This window comes from Pseudomonas sp. GW821-FHT02H09, assembly GCF_059421425.1.
In genome coordinates, this window is record NZ_JBWKVA010000006.1 from 122085 (window position 1) to 143871 (window position 21787).

A 21787-nucleotide genomic window follows, 5' to 3' on the forward strand; every position below is an offset into this window, starting at 1 on the left:
ACCTTCCTTAGTAGCAGCTCAGGCGATATTCATGTATAAAACGCGCCGATAAAACATTTCATGGAATGCCGAGCAGGAATAATGGAGAGAAACTTTACACCGCACAGCCTAGCCTACAACCCAGCTTTAGACGGACTGCGCGGCGTTGCTGTCTCCATTGTTTTTCTAACTCATTTACATATTTTTTCAGGGGGGAAATTCGGCGTCGACGTGTTTTTTGTACTCAGCGGATATTTGATTACTGAAGTTCTTAGCCATTCTCGGGAGAATAAAAACTTTCTCTGGGTCTTTTATTTTAAGCGTTTTTTAAGGTTATTTCCTCCGCTTGCCATTTTGTGTATCGTCGTAGCTGTCATCTGCGGAATTTCGGGCGGTCACAGCAACATATATAAAGATGTCTTATCGTCAATTTTGTACTCGCAGTCGTGGACATCAGGATTCAAAGACGGGTTCAGCCACTACCTTGGGCATACCTGGTCTCTTTCTGTAGAAGAACAATTCTACCTTTTATGGCCGTTCGTGTGGATACTTGCGACACGTGCAGATGTAAAGACAACGCTCGTTATTTCCTTATTATTGCTCGCCCTTGCCATCGCGTATGAAATTTACATGAGCCAATTACCACTCTCTTATGACCGGATATACTTCTCAGCCGATACAAGATTTCAAGCGATTTTGATTGGCGCCGTCGGGTCTGTAGCCTGTAGAACACCAGGAGCTCAGAAGTTTCTAAAGCGTTTTATAGCGTCGATTCCACTTCTGCCAATGGTAGCGATCGGCTTGATTTGCAGTTCCTTGGGGTGGAACATATACAGTAGTTTTATGGTATCAGTCTTCAGCCTGATGCTTATTCTACGACTGACAATGAAGAGTGGAACCATCGATGCAAAATTATTGAGCCTGCCTCCTCTCGTCAAGCTCGGCCAGATTTCGTATGGCTTTTACCTCTGGCACGTTCCGATATTGATACTACTCCAACATCATTTTGAACTTGGCTTCTGGTATGCCTTTATTATAGGATTGACGGCCTCTCTCCTGGTAAGCGTCGCTTCGTATGTGTTGGTCGAGCAACCCATACTCAAACTTCGAACCATAGCCTCACCTGAGACACAGTCTAAAGTCGGATTATTGGCAGTGTCGGCATCCGTATTGTCGATTAGTATTGGACTTGTGTATTTCCAGTTTTCGGATATCGATAACTTTGTGCGGGGCACGAAACTCGAAGTGACAGCTTACGGCCCTAAAGTCTACCAAATGGGTGACAAAGGACCGCTACAACCGGATGGATCTCTTGTAATGTGGATGAGCCTAAACAGTCGGCCGGACATGAGGTCGAAATCGACGGTATCCGGGATAAAATCCATTACTGTGGTCGCGAATGACGGGATCAACATTGTTATTCCCCAGTCAGTTTTGGTAACCCCCGGAAAACATACGATCCAGGTCTTCACGTCGGATCAAAAGCTTCAACTACCGCCGATGGAACTTGATGTCATAGCTGCGCAGCAATAGATGATGTTGGCATCGGGGCACAAAGCCGGATGGTCATATTGACCGATGACCATGAAGCCTATTGTAGGTAGCAGACCCGCCGCGAACACTTCCTGATCGAGATGGATCAGGTGGTGCCCTGCAAGGGTTTGATTGCCTTGATCGAGCCGTATTATCCAAAGGGTGAAGGCGATCGTCCGGCGTATCAGTTGATGGCCATGTTGCGGGTTCATTTGATGCAGAACGGGTTCGGCTACAGCGACCCGACGATGGAAGAAGCGCTTTACGAAACCACGATCCTGCGCCAGTTTTCGAGTCTGCATCTGGATCGGATTCCCGATGCGGGTTACACCGGTGTGGACAAGCGTCCCGAACATCAGGCTCGCAAGATGATCTGGTCGATTGCCGACCGGCCCAGCAGCTATAAAAAGCACGCGATGAAGAGCTTGATTGGTCGCCTGTGGCGCAAGATTGAATACGCGAAAGCGCAGATCAGAGCCAAGGTTGAACATCCGCTTCGAGTGATCAAGCGTCAGTTTGGTTATGTGGCGTGACATGCATCAGAGTAGATGGCGCGGGTTGAGTGAATAGCCACGCACTCGTTCGAACAACGTGAAATGGAGATTCAAATGAAAACTGACTGGAATCAGATCCGCGAAATGATGAACACCGTTATCGACAGCTGCGAGCAGATCGAAAACGCGGGTTACAGCGAGCAGCATCGATCCGCCACTGTCGAGATCAAGGGCCAGGAATACTCGGTTCAGGAGTTTCTGATCAGCGCCTGGACGCTGCCGGAAAGCATTCGCTCCAGGATCATTCAGGAGCGCCACGATAAGGGAGTTGCCCTGCCCTATGTGCCTGAGGCCGCCCGCATATTGGTCGCCATGGCCCAGGCCTGCGGCGAGCTGATCGGCGCGCACGATGCTGCGCCCGCGCAGCAGGCCATCCGCGGTATGAATCATTGGTACAGCAACTACGCAGTACCGAATATCAAGGCGGCGATTGATAAGGCTAAAGCCGGGGCGGGCGAGTAGTTTCCACGCGCTCGTGCGACGGGATCTGAGCGAGCGCAAGACGATGCCAAGGGTTATGGCAGAGGAATGTGTACACCGTCAGATTAGATGGGCACTGTAGCGCCGCTATCGCGAGCAAGCTCGCTCCTACAGGGGCCGGGATAATCCGCAGGCAGGGCGGCGTAGAAAACGTTGTCGTCCTCGGGTGGGTGCGCTGTCAGCTCCGTAGATCGCCTTCGTGTACGTTCCATTGCGCCCGGTATTCCATCAGGAAATCGACAAAGGCTCTGAGTCGCAAAGGCGTATGCCGTCCGCCAGGGTAGAGCAGCGTAAATGGCCGGGATCGTCCGTTGAACGCTTCAAGGACTTCGACCAACGAGCCTTCTGCCAACTCTTTTTCAACGATGAATTTGTAGGTCTGAAAGAGGCCCGCACCATGTTTGGCCAGCGTTACGCCGCCCAGGACATCGTCCGAACAGCTATAGCCGCCTTCAGTGAGTATCTCCTTGTCCTTGGCGTTTTCCTTGAACAACCAGGCAATGCGCCTACCGCTGCTGGGCAGCTCGAATTGAATGCACTCATGGTTGTGCAAGTCATCCAGGGTTTGCGGTCTACCCGCGCGCTGCAAGTATTCGGGACTCGCCATCGTGACCAGTTGCGCGTCTTCCAGGTGCCGGGCGATCAATCCTGAGTCGGGCAGGACCCGGACCCTGATCGCCATGTCGTAGCCTTCTTCAATGAAGTCGACGTTACGATTGCTGATGTTTACATCGACCTTTACCGCCGGGAAGCGCGCTCGAAAGGCCGGCAGCAACGGCAAGATGCGGTGATGGCCGTAGGTGGTGGGCACGCTGATACGCAACGTCCCGGAAGGTGTTTGCTGCTTGCCCATCACTTCACGCTGGGCTTCGACCAACTGGGCCAACGCCTGGCGGCATTGCTCGAAATACGCTCGACCACTTTCCGTCAGTTTTACGCTGCGGGTGGTTCGGGTGAAAAGGCGCACGCCCATGCGCGCCTCCATGCGCGACACCGAGCGACTGACCGCCGCTGGTGTTACCCCGGCTACCGCTGCCGCGGTGGTGAAACTTCCTGATTCAGCCGCCAGGCAAAACAACTCGATACTGCCCAGCAGAATGTCGTCGAACTGTCGCTTCATGATTGATTACGCCATGGTTCAAATGAAGTGCTCTGACTGGTATCTATCAAACAAAGGTAAATAAATACAGTTGTTTCACCGGAGCAGCTACTTGAAGGCAAGGACTCCGGGACACCCCGTGAATCCTTATTTTGAAGTTCCAGAACTGTTGTGATCAGCGGCGCATCGAGCGGCATTGGCCCCCTACAACATCAAGGTCAACGCCGTGGCTCCAGGCATTGCGAAATTACCGATGCTGTGCTTTACCTGACCAACGCGAACTTCACCACAGGCGTCGTTTTAGCCGTCGATGGCGGGATGAGCAGCGGCAAGCGGTAAACACCAGGGGAGACGCTACCGGCTCCCTGGTTCAGATCTTATCGATAACATCACAGGAGCACGATCATGCCTTTCGTCAGTGTGCGCATCACCCGAGACGGTGTTACCCAGCAGCAAAAAGCCCAGGTCATCGCCGAAATCACCGAAACCCTGGAGCGGGTGTTGGGCAAGCGTCCTGACCTGACCCATATCGTTATAGAGGAAATCGATACCGACAATTGGGGGTATGCCGGAATGACCACCACTGAATATCGCAAGAACCTGAAAACCTGACAGGAATCGAGCGCCTACCCTGTGGCGAGGGAGCAAGCGCCTTCGCCACAGGGTAGGCGACGGCTCGTCCTTAAATGATTGGCCCGCTACCTCCCCGCCTTCACCAACACTGGTTTCTCTTGATAGCGCTCGGGATACAACTGTTTCAGCTGCGCCACCTTGGGCAGATCGTTGATCACGATGTAGGGATACGTCGGATGCTCGGTCAGGAAGTCCTGGTGGTAGGCCTCGGCCGGGTAGAAACCTTTGTAGGTTTCGAGCTTGGTAACGATGGGTTTATTGAACGAATGCGCTGCATCGAGCTGGGTGATATAGGCCTGGGCGACGCGTTGCTGTTCGCTGTTTTCCGGGAAGATCGCCGAGCGGTATTGAGTACCGGTGTCAGGGCCCTGGCGATTCAGTTCAGTCGGGTTATGGGCAACTGAGAAGTAGATCTGCAGCAAGGTGCCGTAAGTGACTTGGGCGGGGTCGAAGGTGACCTCGACGGATTCGGCGTGGCCGGTGTTGCCGTCACTGACGCGCTCGTATTGTGCGGTGTTGGCAGCGCCGCCGGCGTAACCGGAGACGGCTCGCTTCACGCCTTTGACGTGTTGGAACACGCCTTGTACGCCCCAGAAGCAGCCACCGGCGAATACTGCGGTTTCGGTGCTGGATTTAGTCGCTGGCTCGTCCAGGGCAGGCGGCGGGATAAGCACTGCGTCCTCCGTGGTGCCGAAGGAAAATGCAGAGCATTGGCCGATGAAGGTGGCGGCGGCAAGCCCCAAAAGAGCCCGGCGCCAGATTGGGCGTGAAAGATTGAATGTGCTTTTCATGGTGCTGACTCCTTGATATATGGGTCCGGCGAGAGCTCTTCGCTGCATGTCACGGCGCCTTCGCGGGCAAGCCTCGCTCCTACGAAATCGGTGGTCGGACTTGCGATCAACCAAACGTAAACGCATACGCCGACACACCCGGATCGAGGAATTCAATGCTGAACGTTCGATCCGCCACATCACCCGGTTGGCGAACCAACTGATAAAGCCGTTGCTCGGTCACGGTGCCGGTGCCGTCGGGGGCTACGTCGGTGCCGTGGGCAGCGCCGGGCATCTGGCCGTCGACGGTGACTTTGAAGCGCACCGGTTTGCCGTCAGCGCCGGGGCCCAGCACCAGGTGCAAATCCCGGGCATGGAAGCGGTAGACGATCCGGCCCGCCGGAGCTGCCAGCGTGGCCCGTTCGGCGCCGACGTTCCATTTGCCCTCCAGCCCCCAATCGTTGAGGGACGGTGCAGACGGCGGGCTGTAAGCCGTTACCTGATCAGGCGCCAGGCTGTCGGCCGGGACAAAATGTTCGGAGCGCTGGTAGCCAAGGTAGGTCTCCGGCGATTGTACTTCTTTCATGTCCGGGGCCAGCTGCACGCCCTGGGCGCTGGCATTGATCAGGCCATCGGCAACTTTCGCGGCACCGGCCTCGCGCAGCAATTGCTGAATCACCCGCTCCGACTCGGCGTAGTTGCCCTCACCAAAATGGTGATAGCGAATACGCCCCTGAGCATCGGCAAAGTAATGCGCCGGCCAGTATTCGTTGTTGAAGGCGCGCCAGATCTTGTAGTCGTTGTCGATGGCCACCGGGTAGTTGATGCCCAGATCCTTCATGGCTTTGGTCACGTTGCCCACGTCACGCTCGAAGGCGAATTCCGGGGCGTGCACGCCGATCACCACCAACCCTTGATCGCGATACTTCTCGGCCCAGGCTTTGACGTACGGCAACGTGCGCAAGCAATTGATGCAGGAGTAAGTCCAGAAATCCACCAAAACCACTTTACCCTTCAAGGCCTGGGTGGTCAGTGGTGGCGAATTGAGCCATTGCACGGCACCGTCGAGCGACGGCAGATTGCCTTCGATTGGCAACGCCGCAGCCTCTTTCGCCGCCATCTTCATGGCGCCGCCGGAGGCCATCATGCTCGAGCCTGGCAGGGCGTCCTGAGACTGAGGGATTTGCGCCTTCATCGCCCCGCTGCTGGCCAGCGTTTTCCCGGCAAGACGGCCGACCAACGCCTGTTCGATACCGCCGGTGGACGCTGTCGAGACCCGCGCCAGAATCCCGGTGTCCAGACCCAGGGCGATGGCCACGACGCCTGCCAGCATCGCTGCGCCCAAACCGCGGCGCACCCATTCACCGGCACCGATTGAGCGCTTCATCGCCGCGAAAACCTTACCACCAATCAGCAATGCACCGGCGAGCGAGGTCGCGGCACCTGCGGCGTAAGCCAGCAACAGCAAGGTAGTGCCGATGCTGGCCCCCTGCAGTGCTGCACCGGTCAGCACCAACCCGAGAATCGGTCCCGCGCACGGTGCCCAGAGCAGGCCGGTGGCGACGCCGATCAAGAACGAGGCGCCGGGACGTGGTCGCGCATCGGCGCCCGCAGCTTGCGACAGACGACCGCCGGCCGCCACCAGTGGCCGGGTCAGCCGCTCGGCGAGGTGCGGCAGCAACAGCGTCAGCCCGAATAGCGCAACGAACAGCAACGCGAGCCAGCGACCGTACTGATTGACTTGCACCACCCAACCGCCGCCGACCGCCGCCAGTGAGGCGACGAGCGCGAAGGTCAGGGCCATCCCCGCCAGCAGCGGCAAGCCACTGCGCAAAAACGGCTGCCCGGTGCGAGCGAAGACAAAGGGCAATACCGGCAGAATGCACGGGCTGACAATCGTCAGCACGCCACCGAGATACGCGAGAACCAGAAGCCACATAGTGTCGACCCGAATGAGGTGAGAGAAAAAGCATGCCCATGGCTTATGCCGATAATGGCTCGAAGGTCATCGCAAGGCCGTTCATGCAGTAGCGCAGGCCGGTCGGTTTTGGCCCATCGTCGAAGACATGCCCCAGATGGCCGCCGCAACGCCGACAGTGGACTTCTTCGCGCAAGACGCCGAATGAACGGTCCTCGCGGGTCGCCACCGCGTTGTTCAACGGTGCCCAGAAGCTCGGCCAACCGGTGCGGCTGTCGAACTTGGTGCTCGATGAAAACAACGGCAAGTCGCAACCGGCGCAGGCAAAGGTGCCTTCGCGGTGTTCATCATTCAGCGGGCTGGTGTAGGCGCGCTCGGTGCCTTCCTTGCGCAAAATGTCGTACTGCTCAGCGCTGAGCAGTGCCCGCCACTCGGCATCGGTATGGGTGACTTCAAAGGTTTCGCCAGCGCTGGCATCGCTGACCAGTGCCGAGCTTGCGGTAAACTTTGGCAATAAGCCGATGGCCAGCGCCGCAACGCCCAGGCCGCCGCCCGCTATCAGGAACTGTCGCCGAGAAAACATGGCTCTCTCCAAAATATCGCAGTGTTTTGCATTGAAGACAGCCTAGGCTTGAGGTGGTCGCTAAATCCTCACGCAGAGTTAAACAATTCGTGATAACTCGGCCCCTGGAAAAGCCGCACAATGCCGATCATTGCCTGGCGCAGGATTAAGTTTCGATGGATCAGCCCAAACGTGTCCTGGTGGTCGAGGACGATATGCACATCGCCGACCTGATCTCGCTGCATCTGCGCGATGAGCAGTTCGAGGTCGTGCACAGTGCCGATGGCAATGAAGGCTTGCGCCTGCTGGAGCAAGGCGGCTGGGACGCGCTGATCCTCGACCTGATGCTGCCCGGTGTCGATGGCCTGGAAATCTGCCGCCGCGCCCGCGCCATGGCTCGCTACACGCCGATCATCATCACCAGTGCGCGGTCGAGCGAACTGCACCGCATTCTTGGTCTGGAGCTGGGTGCCGACGATTACCTGGCCAAACCCTTTTCGATGCTGGAGCTGGTGGCGCGGGTCAAGGCGCTGCTGCGACGGGTCGACGCAATGGCCCGCAACCTGAAAATGGACGCCGGCAGCCTGACCTCCGGCGGGCTGTTTATCGACCCGTTGACCCGTGATGTGTCACTCGACGGCCGGCACCTGGATCTCACCCCGCGCGAGTTCGACCTGCTGTATTTCTTCGCCCGCCAACCCGGCAAAGTGTTTTCGCGCATGGACCTGCTCAATGCCGTGTGGGGTTACAGCCACGAAGGCTACGAGCACACGGTCAACACCCACATCAATCGTTTGCGGGCCAAGATCGAGGCCGATCCGGCGCAACCGGTGCGGATCCTGACGGTGTGGGGCCGAGGTTATAAATTCGCGGCACCGGAGGATCAGCCATGAGACTGACCCTCACGCAGCGCCTGTCGGCGGTGTTCGCCCTGCTGTTGCTGGTGTGCTGCGGCACCTCGGCGTGGATGCAGGTGCGCTCCAACAAGATGCACGAACTTGAAGTGGTGCAAGGGCTGTCCCGCGATCTGGCCCAGCACATTGCCCACGACACCCAACTGATGGACGCCAACGGCCTGATGCCAAACGCCGTGCGCCAGCTGTTCAGCCAGTTGATGCTGGTCAATCCCAGCGTCGAGGTCTATCTGCTTGATGCCAGCGGGCGCATCGTCGGCAATGCCGCGCCAGAGGGACGAATGCGCCGCGAACAGGTCGATCTGGCGCCGGTGCATCGCTTGCTCAACGGCGACGCTTTGCCGATTCTCGGCGACGACCCGCGCAGTGTCGACGGACGCAAGGTGTTCAGCGCCGCGCCGTTACGGGTCAACGGTCAGCAGGCCGGCTACCTCTATGTGGTGCTGCTCAGCGAGGAACACGACCGCTTTGCCGAGCGCGGCGCCACCAGCGTAGCCCTCAATACCGCGCTCTGGTCGATTGGTCTGGTTGCGCTGCTGTGCCTGATTGCCGGTCTCACAGCGTTTGCCCTGATCACCCGCCCCTTGCGCCGGTTGACCGAGACCGTTGCCCATTTCGACATCGACGGCGCACCCGTTGTCCCTCCTTCACCGCCTGCATCAGACAAGCCGGAAAAGACCGCCAGCCATGACGAAATCGCCATGCTCGACGCGGCGTTCCGGCAAATGCAAACCCGCCTGGGCGAACAATGGCGCTCGCTGACGCGCCAGGATCAGGAGCGTCGGGAGCTGGTGGCGAATATCTCCCACGACCTGCGCACACCGCTGGCGTCGTTGCATGGTTATCTCGAAACCCTGTCACTCAAGGACGCCTCGCTGACCCCGGAGGAGCGGCGCCGCTACTTGGGCATCGCCCTGGATCAGAGCCGCAAGGTTGGCGGTCTGGCGCAATCGCTGCTGGACCTGGTGCGTCTGGAACATGGCTTCGTGCAGCCGGTACTGGAACGATTTTCGCTGACAGATCTGGTGCAGGACGTCTTCCAGAAATTCGAACTCACTGCCGAGGCGCGACAGACTGCGCTGAAAGCCAACTTCGCCCCTAGCGGGTTGGCCGTGTGTGCCGACCTCGGCCTGATCGAACGCGTGTTGACCAACCTGCTGGACAACGCGTTGCGCCATACGCCAATCAATGGAGACGTCGAAGTCAGCCTCGTGCCCCAAGGGTCATTCGTAGACGTGACGATCAGCGACAGCGGCCCGGGCATCGCTGCGCAATTGCGTGAAGGGTTGTTCCTGCGCCCGTTCAACATCGGCGGCGCACGGCGTGATGGCGGGCTGGGCTTGCGCATCGTGCACCGGATCCTGCAACTGCATGGTCGCGAGATCCGGCTGATCGATGTTCCCGGGCGGGGCGCGACCTTCCGCTTCTCGCTGCCGGTGGATGAGGAAACAGCGGCTCAGTTGGCGATTCGGTCCATGAATTTGAACTCGCCGGGGAAGTAGAGCGCGCAAGACATAGCGAGTAGTGAGGCTTGCCCCGGTACCGGTCAGTTAAGCCGCTACGCGCTCCGTAGCAGCTGCCGCCAGGCTGCGTTCGGCCGCGCAGCGGTCGTAAAATCATGCACTGCGGTTTTGCAGGTTAACCGTAATGGCCTGATTGGCGACTGCTTCGCAGCCGAACGCAGGCTTCGCCAGCTGCTACGGGGAATGTGCGCCCTACGACGCCAGGTACACCGCCGCATCCAGCTCAATCATCACCGGCTCCTTGGTGGTCGCCATTTTCAGCAACAACGTGCGCAACGCCTCCGGCCCCTGCGGCGCATGGTGGTCGATGTGGAAACTGCGGGCCATGGCGGCGAAGTCCGGGGTCATGATGTCTACACCCAGTGGCGGGATCTCGCGGGCCTGCATGTAGTCGCGGATTTCGGCGTAGCACTGGTTGTTCCACAGCACCATGATGACGCCCACTCCCGCTTCTCGCGCAGCGATCAATTCAGCGCAGGAAAACTGCAAACCGCCATCCCCCACTAACGCGACAACTGCACGCTCAGGCTTGGCCAGCTTGGCGCCAATCGCCGCAGGCAAGCCGTAACCAAGGGTGCCGTAGCCACTGCCGGCGTTGAACCAGCTGTTGGGTTTCGGCGACCGGTAGCCCACCGCGCCCTGATACACCGGTTGCGTGGAATCACCGACGATCAGCGGATCGACCAGGCTGTCACGCAGCAGGTCGAGCAGCCCTTGCAACCCCTGTTGTTTGGCCGTCCAGCTATCGCGTTCGCACTGGTTGACGCGCTGCACACTGTCCAGCGCCCAACGGCCACTTTGAACCGGCGCCGCAACATTGGCCAATAGCGCAAGCAAGCCTTCGCGGGCATCGCCGACCAATCCGACGTGAGCTCGCTGCACGCCCATGACCTGCATCGGATCGATGTCCAGACGAATCAACGACGCCTTGAATTTCAGTGGCCCGAGGCCGAAAAAATCGTAGTCCGTCTCACCCAGTTCAGTACCGACGGCGAGGATCACATCGGCCTCGTCGAACAGCGACCGACCATGGGCCGACGACTGCACACCGTCGAGCAGCAACGGATGGCCGACCGGCAACAAGCCCCGGGCATTCGTCGTCAACGCCACCGGCGCTTGCAGGCGCTCGGCCAGTTGCTGCAGGACTTCGGCACAGTCACGCGCCCCGCCACCGCCCAAAGCTCTGCGCGAATGGCTGGCCAGGCTTCCCAAAGATATCTTCCGCCTCAAGGGGCTGGTGCAACTGCAAGGCAACGAACAGCCTTATTGGCTGCAACATGTCGGTGCCCGCAGCCAGTTCAGCCTGGCCACCGGACAAACGCCGGAACACGCTGTACAAATGGTGTTCATCGCCCGCCGCGGCTGTGGCCTTCGTGAAACATTGGAAGCGGGGTTGGCGGATATTCAGGCAGTGTGAACGACGCAGGAACCTCATGGCCGCTGTGGCTGGCGGCATATCCCGCAACAATCTGATCTACGCCAGCCCCTTATATCTTTCGCACACCGAACTACGCTGGGTTTCATCGTCTTGAAGCGCGTCTTTGAGCCTCTTTTTGAATTCCACGAAGTCCCCTTATGAAAGATCAGACCAGTCCCGCTTCCCCAGCAGAACGACCGCTCATAGGGAGCACCTTGCCAATATGTACGTATTTCTGTACGTTTAAATCATTGAGCGAGGACCCCGTCATGCAAACCATCAATTACACCAATGCCCGTGCGCACCTGTCTGAAACCATGGATCGAGTAAACGAAGATCGTGTTCCGCTGCTGGTGACACGCCAAAAAGGCGAACCGGTCGTCATGATTTCTCTGGCCGAATTCAACGCCCTCGAAGAAACCGCTTACCTGCTCCGCTCCCCTGCCAACGCCGAGCGCTTGATCAAATCGATCAACAGCCTTAGCGCCGGTAAAGCCAAAGCCAGGCAACTGATTGAAGAATGAAGATTCTCTTTACCCCTGAAGGCTGGGATGACTACCTCTGGTTCCAGCAGAACGATAAGGCCGGACTCCAGCGTATCAACCTTTTGATCAAAGCGATCCAGCGTGATCCTTTCGACGGACTCGGCAAACCTGAACCCCTCAAACATTACCTCAGCGGGTTTTGGTCGCGTCGGATCACGACCGAACATCGATTGGTCTATGGGGTAGAAGACGATGAGATGCAGATACTGATGTGCCGATATCACTACTGAACCCAAACATCAGATTTCAGGCATTCTCCACTCGGCGACGCGAACAGTCGCCACCTTACTGAACGTCCACGCAAGGAAGCTGACGATGAAAACCTGTAGCGCCCTCTCGATCTCCCTTCGATCAGCGCCCTGGGGATAACTCATGCTCGATATCCTGCAAGGCACGCCGCTGTGGGTTTTCGCTGTTTATCTGCTGCTCTGTTATTACGGGTTCAAGGCCTGCTCGAGCAGCAGGGAAAGCAGGAAATCGTTGCTGATCACCCCATTGATTCTGGTTATCTGGTCGCTGTTTTCGCTGAATCACACCGCCTTGTCGACAGCTTTCTGGATGGGCGGCGTGGCCCTTGGCAGTCTGGTGGCGATGGGCATGTTCTCTCGCAAAGGTGCCGTACTGGAGGCTGATGGCAACGGGCTGATCGTCCCCGGAACCCTGAAGATCCTGCTTATCTCCCAGCTGTTCTTCGCCGTGAAGTACTACACCGGCTATCAGGATGCCGTTCACCCTGAGTTGACGGCGACTATGCAAATGCTGGCACTGACTGGAGTGGCTTCGGGGTTCACGGTCGGTCTGTTTTGCGGGCGGGCGATCACCTTGTATCGGGCGTTGTCATCACTGCAAGCGCGATCCTGGCAGCACAGCCGTTAAAAACCGTCACTCAGGCATGGTTCCTTGACGCCGCTGCACACGCGCCCTGAAAATGCCCGGCGCGTTTCCCGTCTCAAACCTTGTTAAATGAAGTAGTGAAATTTCAATGCCCGAATCCAACACCGATGAATCCGTAATCACCTTGTCGTCCAAAGTGGAATACGAAAACGCCATCAATCTTTCGCAGCATGTGCCGCAGGCCAAGACCATCAGTGAAATGGTGCTCGATGCTTTTCACACCTCGAAAGAAAGCGACCAGATTCGTGAGTTACGCATTGCGATTCGCCAGGCACATGACCAGTTTGACGACGACAAAGCCTACGAACTGATGGGCGAGCTGAAACAGCTTAAAGACGCAGAGGCCGCCGACATCGCCGCTCTGGAAGACTTGAGCAGCAAATTTTCCATCAGCCGGATTCTGTCCAGCTTCAAAGACGATCCTGAGTTCCAGGAGCTGGTGTATGGCCTGGCGCTGAAAGTGTTGAACCAGACCCATCAAGCGGTCAGCAACCCCAGCAGCGGCAAAACCAAAACGGCTCGCGCCAAGAAAGAAATCGAAGTGTTCTCCATCAGCAAGGACGGCGTGAGCGTCACCCTGCCCCTGCGCACACCTCGCTCCAAGCCGAACATGGACCGTGAAGCCTTCGAATTCCTCGGTTTTGCGTTTGTCGGTGAAGGCGATCAAGCGGAACTGGAAAACGAAACCTTCATGGATAACGAAGGTGCCGAACAGCCCGCTACTCGGAAAAGCATCATCACTGCCCTTCAGCAGCAGACGGCGTTCGACGGTTACAGCATCGCTCAGCAGTAACACCGGAAGATCAAAAGATCGCGGCCTGCGGCAGCTCCTGCGCCGGTCGCGTTCCCCAACGGAATCGAAGGATAGAGGCCGGTCCTGTAAATACCGTCTTACCCCTCGCCGGTAAACCGCGAACTCGCAGCTCATGACGGTCAGAGTCGTGATGCCTCTGCCTCAGACGAGCAGGCCTGCGAGTCGGGAACACAGAAAAGTTGCTCGAACAGCAATTTAGTCACACGATCATTGCCCTTCGCCCCCAAGTGATCATGATCTGCAATTTCATCATCCATGAAGCGTGCTTCATTCATATACAACGTCCGAGTGCCTGTCTGTTTTTCCAACTCGTGATTAATCAGCAAGTGTTCGACAGGCGCGGCTTCAATAATGAAAACAGGGGTTTTCCCTGCGACACGAACACTATCAGCCAACTCGCGTAGAAAATTCACGACTTCCGTTTGAAAGGCTGTCTGTCGTCTATCCAGCCAATGCACTTCGGCCTGTCTCGCTGGATAACCATCGGGGATTATCAAGCCGTCGCCATTGTGGAAAACAGCCACCCAACGTCTACTGTAGCGTAATAGCATTAACCCTCTCGGATCATTACAGACATCAGGGCCATGTAATACCTCAAGTTGCTTCAGTGACTGATCAGCCTCATCACGGCATGGGGAATAGTGAACATTGGTAAAGGTTTCACTAAAAAAAGCATTGATGGGCAAGGGCTTCAGCCATTGAGCCAACGACAAGGATTTCAAGCACGCAGGCGCATGCCTGGCATAGAACACCAGGTCAGTGCCCGTCCAGTGATTTGGACAGCCAAGAGGAGCAAAAAGGATATCGGCGGGAATACTGATAACCACCGTCTTTCCCGCAACCTCGGAGGCCTGCTGCACCATGGAGGGGAACTCCCAAGGCATCAGGCCTGGAGCCCCCATATTGAATGTCTTGTGACCATGCGTATTGAAATAGTCAGTGTTGAAATGGTTTTGCACCCTGGAAGAGCCCACCAGTACAACTTCGGGCGCTGGCGTCTGCGCTTCCAGCAAAAGCCCCTTCCAGACTTTGCTTTCCTGCCAATAACCTTGCCCGATCAAAAACTTCGCGAACACAACAGTGAACAGGTTAGCCAGCACCACCACCATAATGGTCGCGACCAACGTCCAGCCAATGGTGCGGCGTAAACGGGTATGAACAGAAGAACTCGGGCGTGTGGTCATGTCAGTAGTTGTAGTAGTTGAAAGGGCTGGAGGCATTGGACAGCACGCGTAGCATGGTCAGCCCCAGCAGCAAGGCAAGGATCAGCCCCCAGCCCACGCCAGGCGCAGCCAGGAGCTGTCCGGCAATTCGAACGCCAGGCAACTTGGGTTTGAGCCCCTGGCGCAGGAAGTTGGTCGAGTCGAGTACGGGACGATAGCGCCCCATTATCTCCACCGAGTTCGGCGCAAACAGGCAGATACCCCACGCGAAAAAAATCAGCAGGAGCGCCTCAATGGTGCCCGGCAGAACAGGCAGCGCACTTGTCGGAGTCCCTCCCAGAATCACCACAATGCCGTCCGCCCAGGTTTGATGGAAATTCGACGGCAGAATGACCGGTTGAGCAGGCCCTCCGAATCCGGCCAAAGCACGCAACGTCAGCCAGGCCCCATGAATGGTGTGGGTTTGGAAGACGCAGCCCAGACCGATCAACATCAGTTGCGTCTGCCCCCAGCTTATGAAGCGCCGTCCTTGGGACAGATTGCGCGGAGCCGGTGTGCGCAACACCAGACGACGCGCATGCTGGCAGGTCACGATAAGACCATGCAGGGCTCCCCATAGTAGAAAGTTCAAGGTTGCACCATGCCAGAATCCGGCGATGATCATGGTCAGGGGCAATGCCGCCAGATGGCGACGCACCACCAGCCGGCGCCCCGCCAAAGGCCGGAATACATGATCGCGAATGAACTGGGTAACGGTAATGTTCCAGCGATTCCAGAACTCATCCATGCTCACGGCTTTCAGGGGCGAGTAGAAATTCATCGGCAAACGAATTCCGACGATCAACGCCAACCCGCAGGCCATGTCGGAGTAGCCGGAAAAGTCGAAATAGAAATTGAGAAATCCTGCCAACGCCGCGATCCAGGCGTAAAGAAAGTCCAGCGCCTGTCCGCTGTCGGCAATACCGAAAAGGCGGTGTGAATAACTGCCCAAGGGGTCGGCGAGCAGCACTTTCTTGCTCAGACCGATAATGAACAAGCTGCTTCCGGCGAACAGGTTGGCGGAACGCAACGCAAAAGTACTGGGTTGGTTAAGCTGCTGGATCATGTCTCGATGACGCACCAGCGGGCCGGCCACGAGATGCGGGAAGAAGCAAATGACAAAGGTGTAGTCGGCACCCTTGGCCCGGGCATTGTTGCGATAAAGCGAAACCAGGTAGGCGATTTGCTGGAAGGTAAAAAACGAGATGCCCAAGGGCAAGGGCCGCTCTGCAGGAACTGGAACCTCTGGCCAAAATGTACTGACCAACCCCATGCAAACCGGACCGACCTTGAACCAAAGGAGCAATAGTAGATTGGCGACTATGCCTAGCCCAAGTAAAAGACGTCGTTGAGTACCCTGCGCCCGGAAAAGCCAACCGGCCAGCAACCAGTTGGCGAACAGGGACGATAGCAGTACCGGAACATCCGATGGATTCCATATGCAGTAGAAACCCAGCGAGGCAAAAATCAGCAAGTACTTTGATGCCTGAAACCCAAATCGATGAAGGTTCAGAGTCATCAGCAGGACAACACCGGCAAGTACCATGAAAGGCAGGCTATTGAACAACATATCAAGTCCCGGAAGTCAGAAATTCGGCGCTGTAAAACCGACACCGATACCACTCGTCTTTTCCCGTTTCCGGGGGATAAAAGCAAATAGCCATTACTGCAAATTTCCCGTACAAGATCCCATAGATTGTCGAACAATCAAACAGCTTAAATCCCCTAATACATAAATGTGCCGTGCGCGCCCTCTTCCTCGAAAACGTAGCACTCTAAAGATCAGGAACATTACATGGACAGTACTAAGCAGGGTGACAATTCCCGCGCATTTTTCGACTACCTGCGCAAGCAGGTTCTTCCGATTCGTCCTTCTCAGTACGATCTGTCAAATACCTGCAACCTGGTCTGCGAAGGCTGCCTTTTCTTCGCCGGTTCCGACTATGAAGGGCATGTTCCGGTTACCGACCTTGATCAAATTGATCGATTCTTTGCCGCGGAAGCAAAGCGTGGAATCAATTATGCCGAGGTAGCCGGAGCCGAGCCGTCTCTGGTCGAAAGCAAACTTGTCGTGATGTCCCGACATATTCCAAAGGGAGTCATCTATACCAACGGCACCCGCAAGCTCACCCGCGAGCTGAACTATCGCCTGCAGATATCGCTCTGGGGCTTGCCCGAGGAAAGCGCCAAACTGAGGGGCGCGAACATATTCGCCAAGCAGGTGCGAAATTACGGTAATGACCCACGGGCCATCTTCGTCTTTACCGTTACCCGTCAAAACCTCCAAAGCATCCCGGCCATCGCGCGAATGTGCGCTGATGAAGGGCTGCGCCTTAGCTTCAACCATTACAGCCCGACGACTGACTACCTCACCCGACTGGGTAATGAGCAACTTGATCGTTCAGACTATTTTCGCTTCAGCCATAGCGACGATAACTTGCTACTTGACGCTCAAGATCTGGCTCTGTCACAGGTTTTAATTGGCGAAGCGATGGAAAACTTCCCCCAGACCATTCTCTACGACCGCAATTTCAATAAGTGGGTGCATAACGCCGACGGTCTTTATGACATCGACCCCGATACCGGCATCGCGACCAACTGTGCTGCCCGTGTAACACCTCACTACCGACATTTCCACGTCGATCTGCAAGATGCTGGTGAGGTCAAATGCTGCACGCCAAACATAGACTGCAGAGCTTGTCGGCTGTATGCCCAATCCCTGGGAAGCGCTTTGCAGCGACAAACCCGACGCGCACGCCAAGGGCCAGACTTTGAAGCCTGGATGGGACTTTGGAGACTCTGGCATCTTTTATTCTGGGGCGATCTGCCAGCAGCCTTCGACAACACCTGGACACCCGCCAACAGTCGCTTCCTGGCAGTACACCAACTCGAAAACACCCCCATGCCGGATGTCAGTTCAGCGCAGTAAAGCACCTCAAGCGTTATCCTCAATGCACGCCTGAATGCCCGTGCCCGACACACAGACAAAAAAAGCCCCGCTCTTCAATCGAAGGCGGGGCTTTTTGTTGCCATGCTCTAGCTCAAGGCGCGTAAGTCAGCAACAACTCACTTGGCACTTTGAAGTCCAGGGACATCATCACGCTCAGCGCGGTGATGGTGAAGATCGAGAAGACGAACAGCTTGCGCGCCCAGACTCGATCATCCACGGCCTTGTAGCCGGTCCAGGCCATGTACAGCCAGTACATGCCCATGGCGGCGGCGACGGCGAGGTAGCTCATGCCGGCGTAGCCGCTGAAGGTCAGCATCAAGGTCGCCACAAGGAACGCCAGGATGTAGAGCAGGATGTGCCGCTTGGCCACCTCAATCCCGCGCTTGACCGGCAGCACCGGAATCGATGCGGCCAGGTAATCGTTGAAGCGGAAGATCGCGATGGCGTAGGAATGCGGCATCTGCCACAGGCTGAACATCACCAGCAGCGTCAACGCCGCCATGTCGAAGCTGTTGCTCACGGCCACGTAACCGATCACCGGCGGCATGGCGCCCGACAGACTGCCCACCAGCGTGCCGTGAACCGACTTGCGCTTGAGGTACAGACTGTAGAAGCCGACGTAGATGACAAAACCGATCACCGCGAACAGCGCCGCCAACGGGTTGGCCACTCGGTACAGCAAAGCCACACCGGCGACCCCCAGGAGGGTGGCGTAAACCAGTGCCAGTTTCAGGGAGATGAGGCCCTGGACCAGCACACGGTTTTTGGTGCGTTCCATCTTCAGGTCGATGTCGCGGTCGATGCAGTTGTTGAACACGCAACCGGACGCCACCACCAACGAAGTGCCAATCATTGCGGCCAGGAACAGGGCGATGTCGACATGCCCTTTCGAGGCCAGGAAAAACCCGCCTGCCACAGAAAGCACGTTACCGAAAATGATCCCCGGTTTGGTGATTTGGATAAAGTGCTTTAGGGACATCCGGACTTTCCTCAGTGCGCCATCATGACGGAATGGATGCTGTACATGATCCACAGCGACAACCCGACCAACAGGAGGATAACCAGCGCCGCGAAAACAAACGCAATCACGTTGCTACGCTGGGCGGCGGAGCGGTCCAGGTGGAGGAAGTAGACCAGGTGCACCAGCACCTGGATCACTGCGAAGGCCAGTACGATCAACAGGGTCACGTCTTTCGGTAGCGACGGGTACATCACCAGGCCGAAAGGAATGATGGTCAGGATCACCGACAGGATGAAGCCGATGCCGTACGACTTGACGCTGCCGTGGCTGGCGTCGTGACTATCGTGGCCATTGTGTGAGTGAGCTGCGTTAGCCATTTACAGAGTCCCCATCAGGTAAACAACGGTGAATACGCAGATCCACACAACGTCCAGGAAGTGCCAGAACAGGCTCAGGCAGCTCAGACGGGTCTTGTTGGTCGCTGTCAGGCCATTCTTCTGGACCTGATACATCATGATCGCCATCCAGATCAGACCGCTGGTCACGTGCAGACCGTGGGTACCGACCAGGGTGAAGAACCCGGACAGGAAGCCGCTGCGGTTCGGACCGAAGCCTTCGGAGATCAGCGTATGGAACTCGTTGATCTCCATGCCGATGAAGCCCAGACCGAACAGGAAGGTGATGGCCAACCAGCCCAGCACCTGACTCTTCTTGCCTTTGAACAACGCCAGCATGGCGAAGCCGTAGGTGATCGAGCTGAGCAACAGGCAGGCGGTTTCGCCCAGCACGTATGGCAGTTCGAAGATGTCGTGGCCCGACGGGCCACCGGCTACGTTGTTTACCAGTACCGCGTACACCGCGAAGATCGACGCAAACAGAATGCAGTCGGTCATCAGGTAGAGCCAGAAACCGAATACGGTCATCTCGCCCGAGTCGTGGTGATGGTCATCGTGCCCATGGTCATGACCATGGGCGTGTCCAACATTGGTCACTAAGTTCGACATGGTTTAAGCCTGTTCCAACGAGGTTTCAACACGGGTGGCGGTGGCCGGAATCGCTTTGGCCGCAACCAGACGCTTGTGCTGCTCGGCTTCAATGCGCTCGATCACATCGACCGGCACCATGTAGCCCTGATCATCACGGGCAGCGTGGATCACGAAATAGATCACGGTGCCGGCAAGACCTGCGATGGCCATCCACCAGATATGCCAGATCATCGCAAAACCGAACACGGTCAACAGAGCACCCATGACCAGACCGGTCGCGGTGTTGTTTGGCATGTGGATCGGCTCGTACCTGGCCGGAGCCTTGTACGCAGTACCGTTTTGCTTGGCTTCGGTGAACGGGTCGATGCCGTCGGCTTTCGGCAGTACAGCGAAGTTGTAGAACGGTGGTGGCGAGGAGGTCGACCATTCCAGCGTGTGGGCATTCCACGGGTCGCCGGCTTCGCACATGTTCTGCGGCAGCTTGCGATCACGGATACTCACGTACAACTGGATCAACTGGCAGGCAATACCGAAGGCGATCAGTACCGCACCGACCATTGCAACGTGCAGGTATGGCGTCCACTCAGGGTTGGTGGTGCTGTTCAGACGACGGGTCATGCCCATGAAGCCCAGTGCATAGAGCGGCATGAACGCGACGAAGAAGCCCGAGATCCAGAACCAGAACGCTGCCTTGCCCCAACCTTCGTGCAGCTTGAAGCCGAACGCTTTAGGGAAGTAGAAGCCGAAACCGGCGATGTAACCGAACACGGCGCCGCCGATGATCACGTTGTGGAAGTGCGCGATAACGAACAGGCTGTTGTGCAGAACGAAGTCAGCACCCGGAATGGCCAGCAGTACGCCGGTCATGCCGCCGATGGCGAAGGTCACCATGAAGCCCAGGGTCCACAGCACCTGGCTGGTGAAACGCAGACGGCCCTGGTAGATGGTGAACAGCCAGTTGAATAGCTTCACCCCCGTCGGGATCGAAATCAGCATCGTCGCCAGACCGAAGAAGGCGTTGACGTTGGCACCCGACCCCATGGTGAAGAAGTGGTGCAGCCAGACCATGAAGCCCAGGATCGTGATCGCGCCGCTGGCGTAGATCATCGAGTGGTGGCCGAACAGTTTCTTGCCGGAGAAGGTCGAGATGACTTCGGAGAATATCCCGAACGCCGGCAGAATCAGGATGTAAACCTCGGGGTGACCCCAGGCCCAGAACAGGTTGACGTACATCATCGGATTTCCACCCAGTTCATTGGTGAAAATGTGGAAATCCATGTAACGGTCAAGCGTCAGCAAAGCCAGGGTAGCGGTCAGGATCGGGAAGGAAGCGACGATCAGTACGTTGGCCCAGGTGCAGGTCCAGGTGAAGATCGGCATGTCCATCATTTTCATGCCCGGGGTACGCATTTTCAGCACGGTGGCCAGGAAGTTGACCCCCGTCAGCGTCGTCCCTAGACCCGATAGCTGTAGTGCCCAGATGTAGTAGTCCACACCCACGCCCGGGCTGTAGCCCAGTTCCGACAGCGGTGGATACGCAACCCAACCGGTACGGGCGAATTCGCCGACACCCAGGGACACGTTGACCAGCACTACGCCAGATACCAGCAGCCAGAAGCTCAGGGAGTTCAGGAACGGGTAGGCAACGTCACGTGCGCCGATCTGCAGCGGCACTGCAAGGTTCATCAGGCCGGTGAAGAATGGCATCGCCATGAAGATGATCATGATCACACCGTGAGCGGTGAAGATCTGGTCATAGTGTTCAGGTGGCAGGTAGCCAGGCGAACCCTCGGTGGCCAGGGCCAGCTGGGAGCGCATCATGACCGCGTCGGCAAAACCACGCAGCAGCATGATCATGGCAACGACGATGTACATCACGCCGATTTTCTTGTGGTCGACCGACGTCAGCCACTCGGTCCACAAATAGGTCCACTTCTTGAAGTAGGTGATTGCAGCAAATACCGCCAGACCACCGAGCGCGATCATGGCGATGGTCACCATCACGATCGGCTCGTGGAACGGGATCGCTTCCCAACTTAATTTACCAAACATC

22 protein-coding genes and 2 pseudogenes are annotated in these 21787 nt (G+C 57.1%); 13 read left to right on the forward strand and 11 right to left on the reverse strand.

Going from position 1 to position 21787, the window contains the following annotated elements:
- The first annotated feature begins 81 nt into the window (after nucleotides 1–81).
- The 3 genes and pseudogenes from AC07VR_RS09895 to AC07VR_RS09905 all read left to right on the forward strand — a co-directional run bounded on the left by AC07VR_RS09895 (nucleotide 82) and on the right by AC07VR_RS09905 (nucleotide 2528).
- A complete protein-coding gene (locus tag AC07VR_RS09895) occupies nucleotides 82–1512 on the forward strand; it encodes an acyltransferase family protein (RefSeq protein ID WP_495011149.1) in 1431 nt (476 codons plus the stop codon).
- Between the two features lie 92 nt (nucleotides 1513–1604).
- Nucleotides 1605–2036: pseudogene (locus AC07VR_RS09900) on the forward strand (transposase); the annotation flags it as partial.
- Between the two features lie 84 nt (nucleotides 2037–2120).
- Complete coding sequence (locus AC07VR_RS09905) at nucleotides 2121–2528, forward strand: hypothetical protein (RefSeq protein WP_495011150.1); 408 nt, start codon at nucleotides 2121–2123, stop codon at nucleotides 2526–2528.
- 196 nt (nucleotides 2529–2724) lie between these two features.
- Here AC07VR_RS09905 and AC07VR_RS09910 read toward each other — a convergent pair whose 3' ends face one another.
- A complete protein-coding gene (locus tag AC07VR_RS09910; protein ID WP_494991901.1) occupies nucleotides 2725–3666 on the reverse strand; it encodes a LysR family transcriptional regulator in 942 nt (313 codons plus the stop codon).
- Nucleotides 3667–3841: 175 nt separating this feature from the next.
- Between AC07VR_RS09910 and AC07VR_RS09915 the strand changes: the two are divergent.
- Together AC07VR_RS09915 and AC07VR_RS09920 are read left to right on the forward strand one after the other, a co-directional pair.
- A pseudogene (locus AC07VR_RS09915) lies at nucleotides 3842–3984 on the forward strand (3-oxoacyl-ACP reductase); the annotation flags it as partial.
- A gap of 66 nt (nucleotides 3985–4050) precedes the next feature.
- Complete coding sequence (locus AC07VR_RS09920) at nucleotides 4051–4257, forward strand: tautomerase family protein (RefSeq protein ID WP_494991900.1); 207 nt, start codon at nucleotides 4051–4053, stop codon at nucleotides 4255–4257.
- 86 nt (nucleotides 4258–4343) lie between these two features.
- Here AC07VR_RS09920 and msrA read toward each other — a convergent pair whose 3' ends face one another.
- From msrA to msrB, 3 genes are all read right to left on the reverse strand, one after another.
- Nucleotides 4344–5069: a peptide-methionine (S)-S-oxide reductase MsrA gene (gene msrA, locus AC07VR_RS09925; protein WP_494991899.1), complete on the reverse strand. Its 726-nt coding sequence runs from the start codon at nucleotides 5067–5069 to the stop codon at nucleotides 4344–4346.
- Between the two features lie 106 nt (nucleotides 5070–5175).
- Nucleotides 5176–6987 carry a cytochrome c biogenesis protein DipZ gene (locus tag AC07VR_RS09930; protein ID WP_494991898.1) on the reverse strand — a complete coding sequence of 604 codons (1812 nt, stop codon included), beginning with the start codon at nucleotides 6985–6987 and terminating at the stop codon, nucleotides 5176–5178.
- A gap of 43 nt (nucleotides 6988–7030) precedes the next feature.
- Entirely contained in the window at nucleotides 7031–7549 is a 519-nt protein-coding gene (gene msrB, locus AC07VR_RS09935; protein WP_495011151.1) for a peptide-methionine (R)-S-oxide reductase MsrB, read from the reverse strand.
- Between the two features lie 155 nt (nucleotides 7550–7704).
- Here msrB and AC07VR_RS09940 point away from each other — a divergent pair, with 155 nt between their 5' ends.
- Both AC07VR_RS09940 and AC07VR_RS09945 read left to right on the forward strand, forming a co-directional pair.
- A complete protein-coding gene (locus AC07VR_RS09940) occupies nucleotides 7705–8421 on the forward strand; it encodes a response regulator transcription factor (protein ID WP_494991896.1) in 717 nt (238 codons plus the stop codon).
- A complete protein-coding gene (locus AC07VR_RS09945; protein WP_494991895.1) occupies nucleotides 8418–9944 on the forward strand; it encodes a sensor histidine kinase in 1527 nt (508 codons plus the stop codon). The genes AC07VR_RS09940 and AC07VR_RS09945 overlap by 4 nt, the downstream gene beginning before the upstream one ends.
- 213 nt (nucleotides 9945–10157) lie before the next feature.
- Here the strand turns inward: AC07VR_RS09945 and AC07VR_RS09950 are convergent, their stop codons facing one another.
- Nucleotides 10158–11177 carry a thiamine pyrophosphate-dependent enzyme gene (locus AC07VR_RS09950; RefSeq protein ID WP_495011152.1) on the reverse strand — a complete coding sequence of 340 codons (1020 nt, stop codon included), beginning with the start codon at nucleotides 11175–11177 and terminating at the stop codon, nucleotides 10158–10160.
- Between AC07VR_RS09950 and AC07VR_RS09955 the strand changes: the two genes are divergently transcribed.
- The 5 genes from AC07VR_RS09955 (at nucleotide 11161) to AC07VR_RS09975 (ending at nucleotide 13614) form a co-directional block, all read left to right on the forward strand.
- On the forward strand, nucleotides 11161–11382 hold the full coding sequence (locus tag AC07VR_RS09955; protein WP_495011226.1) for a CobW C-terminal domain-containing protein: 222 nt from the start codon (nucleotides 11161–11163) through the stop codon (nucleotides 11380–11382). The genes AC07VR_RS09950 and AC07VR_RS09955 overlap by 17 nt on opposite strands.
- A gap of 269 nt (nucleotides 11383–11651) precedes the next feature.
- Complete coding sequence (locus AC07VR_RS09960; protein ID WP_495011153.1) at nucleotides 11652–11906, forward strand: type II toxin-antitoxin system prevent-host-death family antitoxin; 255 nt, start codon at nucleotides 11652–11654, stop codon at nucleotides 11904–11906.
- Nucleotides 11903–12157 (forward strand): Txe/YoeB family addiction module toxin, encoded by a 255-nt coding sequence (locus tag AC07VR_RS09965; protein ID WP_495011154.1) that lies wholly within the window; start codon nucleotides 11903–11905, stop codon nucleotides 12155–12157. The genes AC07VR_RS09960 and AC07VR_RS09965 overlap by 4 nt, the downstream gene beginning before the upstream one ends.
- Nucleotides 12158–12299: 142 nt before the next feature.
- Nucleotides 12300–12803, forward strand: coding sequence for a hypothetical protein (locus tag AC07VR_RS09970; RefSeq protein WP_495011155.1), 504 nt, complete (start codon nucleotides 12300–12302; stop codon nucleotides 12801–12803).
- A gap of 106 nt (nucleotides 12804–12909) precedes the next feature.
- On the forward strand, nucleotides 12910–13614 hold the full coding sequence (locus AC07VR_RS09975; RefSeq protein WP_495011156.1) for a hypothetical protein: 705 nt from the start codon (nucleotides 12910–12912) through the stop codon (nucleotides 13612–13614).
- 140 nt (nucleotides 13615–13754) lie between these two features.
- On the opposite strand, the gene AC07VR_RS09980 is transcribed toward AC07VR_RS09975, so the two are convergent.
- On the reverse strand, nucleotides 13755–14819 hold the full coding sequence (locus AC07VR_RS09980) for a hypothetical protein (RefSeq protein WP_495011157.1): 1065 nt from the start codon (nucleotides 14817–14819) through the stop codon (nucleotides 13755–13757).
- A 1-nt stretch (nucleotide 14820) separates the two neighbouring features.
- A complete protein-coding gene (locus tag AC07VR_RS09985; protein WP_495011158.1) occupies nucleotides 14821–16407 on the reverse strand; it encodes an MBOAT family O-acyltransferase in 1587 nt (528 codons plus the stop codon).
- A 225-nt stretch (nucleotides 16408–16632) separates the two neighbouring features.
- Between AC07VR_RS09985 and AC07VR_RS09990 the strand changes: the two genes are divergently transcribed.
- Nucleotides 16633–17766: a hypothetical protein gene (locus tag AC07VR_RS09990; protein ID WP_495011159.1), complete on the forward strand. Its 1134-nt coding sequence runs from the start codon at nucleotides 16633–16635 to the stop codon at nucleotides 17764–17766.
- Nucleotides 17767–17878: 112 nt separating this feature from the next.
- Here the strand turns inward: AC07VR_RS09990 and cyoE are convergent, their stop codons facing one another.
- The 4 genes from cyoE to cyoB are packed head-to-tail and all read right to left on the reverse strand — an operon-like array spanning nucleotide 17879 to nucleotide 21786.
- Nucleotides 17879–18766: a heme o synthase gene (cyoE, locus tag AC07VR_RS09995; RefSeq protein ID WP_494991888.1), complete on the reverse strand. Its 888-nt coding sequence runs from the start codon at nucleotides 18764–18766 to the stop codon at nucleotides 17879–17881.
- An 11-nt stretch (nucleotides 18767–18777) separates the two neighbouring features.
- On the reverse strand, nucleotides 18778–19125 hold the full coding sequence (gene cyoD / locus AC07VR_RS10000; protein WP_494991887.1) for a cytochrome o ubiquinol oxidase subunit IV: 348 nt from the start codon (nucleotides 19123–19125) through the stop codon (nucleotides 18778–18780).
- On the reverse strand, nucleotides 19126–19752 hold the full coding sequence (locus AC07VR_RS10005; protein WP_494991886.1) for a cytochrome o ubiquinol oxidase subunit III: 627 nt from the start codon (nucleotides 19750–19752) through the stop codon (nucleotides 19126–19128).
- A 3-nt stretch (nucleotides 19753–19755) separates the two neighbouring features.
- Nucleotides 19756–21786, reverse strand: a complete 2031-nt coding sequence (gene cyoB / locus AC07VR_RS10010; protein WP_494991885.1) for a cytochrome o ubiquinol oxidase subunit I — start codon at nucleotides 21784–21786, stop codon at nucleotides 19756–19758.
- Nucleotide 21787 lies beyond the last annotated feature (1 nt).

Coding starts and splice junctions, on each gene's coding strand:
- AC07VR_RS09895 (WP_495011149.1), top strand. CDS start 82: ATGGAGAGAAACTTTACACCGCACAGCCTAGCCTACAACCCAGCTTTA.
- AC07VR_RS09905 (WP_495011150.1), top strand. CDS start 2,121: ATGAAAACTGACTGGAATCAGATCCGCGAAATGATGAACACCGTTATC.
- AC07VR_RS09910 (WP_494991901.1), bottom strand. CDS start 3,666: ATGAAGCGACAGTTCGACGACATTCTGCTGGGCAGTATCGAGTTGTTT.
- AC07VR_RS09920 (WP_494991900.1), top strand. CDS start 4,051: ATGCCTTTCGTCAGTGTGCGCATCACCCGAGACGGTGTTACCCAGCAG.
- msrA (WP_494991899.1), bottom strand. CDS start 5,069: ATGAAAAGCACATTCAATCTTTCACGCCCAATCTGGCGCCGGGCTCTT.
- AC07VR_RS09930 (WP_494991898.1), bottom strand. CDS start 6,987: ATGTGGCTTCTGGTTCTCGCGTATCTCGGTGGCGTGCTGACGATTGTC.
- msrB (WP_495011151.1), bottom strand. CDS start 7,549: ATGTTTTCTCGGCGACAGTTCCTGATAGCGGGCGGCGGCCTGGGCGTT.
- AC07VR_RS09940 (WP_494991896.1), top strand. CDS start 7,705: ATGGATCAGCCCAAACGTGTCCTGGTGGTCGAGGACGATATGCACATC.
- AC07VR_RS09945 (WP_494991895.1), top strand. CDS start 8,418: ATGAGACTGACCCTCACGCAGCGCCTGTCGGCGGTGTTCGCCCTGCTG.
- AC07VR_RS09960 (WP_495011153.1), top strand. CDS start 11,652: ATGCAAACCATCAATTACACCAATGCCCGTGCGCACCTGTCTGAAACC.
- AC07VR_RS09965 (WP_495011154.1), top strand. CDS start 11,903: ATGAAGATTCTCTTTACCCCTGAAGGCTGGGATGACTACCTCTGGTTC.
- AC07VR_RS09970 (WP_495011155.1), top strand. CDS start 12,300: ATGCTCGATATCCTGCAAGGCACGCCGCTGTGGGTTTTCGCTGTTTAT.
- AC07VR_RS09975 (WP_495011156.1), top strand. CDS start 12,910: ATGCCCGAATCCAACACCGATGAATCCGTAATCACCTTGTCGTCCAAA.
- AC07VR_RS09980 (WP_495011157.1), bottom strand. CDS start 14,819: ATGACCACACGCCCGAGTTCTTCTGTTCATACCCGTTTACGCCGCACC.
- AC07VR_RS09985 (WP_495011158.1), bottom strand. CDS start 16,407: ATGTTGTTCAATAGCCTGCCTTTCATGGTACTTGCCGGTGTTGTCCTG.
- AC07VR_RS09990 (WP_495011159.1), top strand. CDS start 16,633: ATGGACAGTACTAAGCAGGGTGACAATTCCCGCGCATTTTTCGACTAC.
- cyoE (WP_494991888.1), bottom strand. CDS start 18,766: ATGTCCCTAAAGCACTTTATCCAAATCACCAAACCGGGGATCATTTTC.
- cyoD (WP_494991887.1), bottom strand. CDS start 19,125: ATGGCTAACGCAGCTCACTCACACAATGGCCACGATAGTCACGACGCC.
- AC07VR_RS10005 (WP_494991886.1), bottom strand. CDS start 19,752: ATGTCGAACTTAGTGACCAATGTTGGACACGCCCATGGTCATGACCAT.
- cyoB (WP_494991885.1), bottom strand. CDS start 21,786: ATGTTTGGTAAATTAAGTTGGGAAGCGATCCCGTTCCACGAGCCGATC.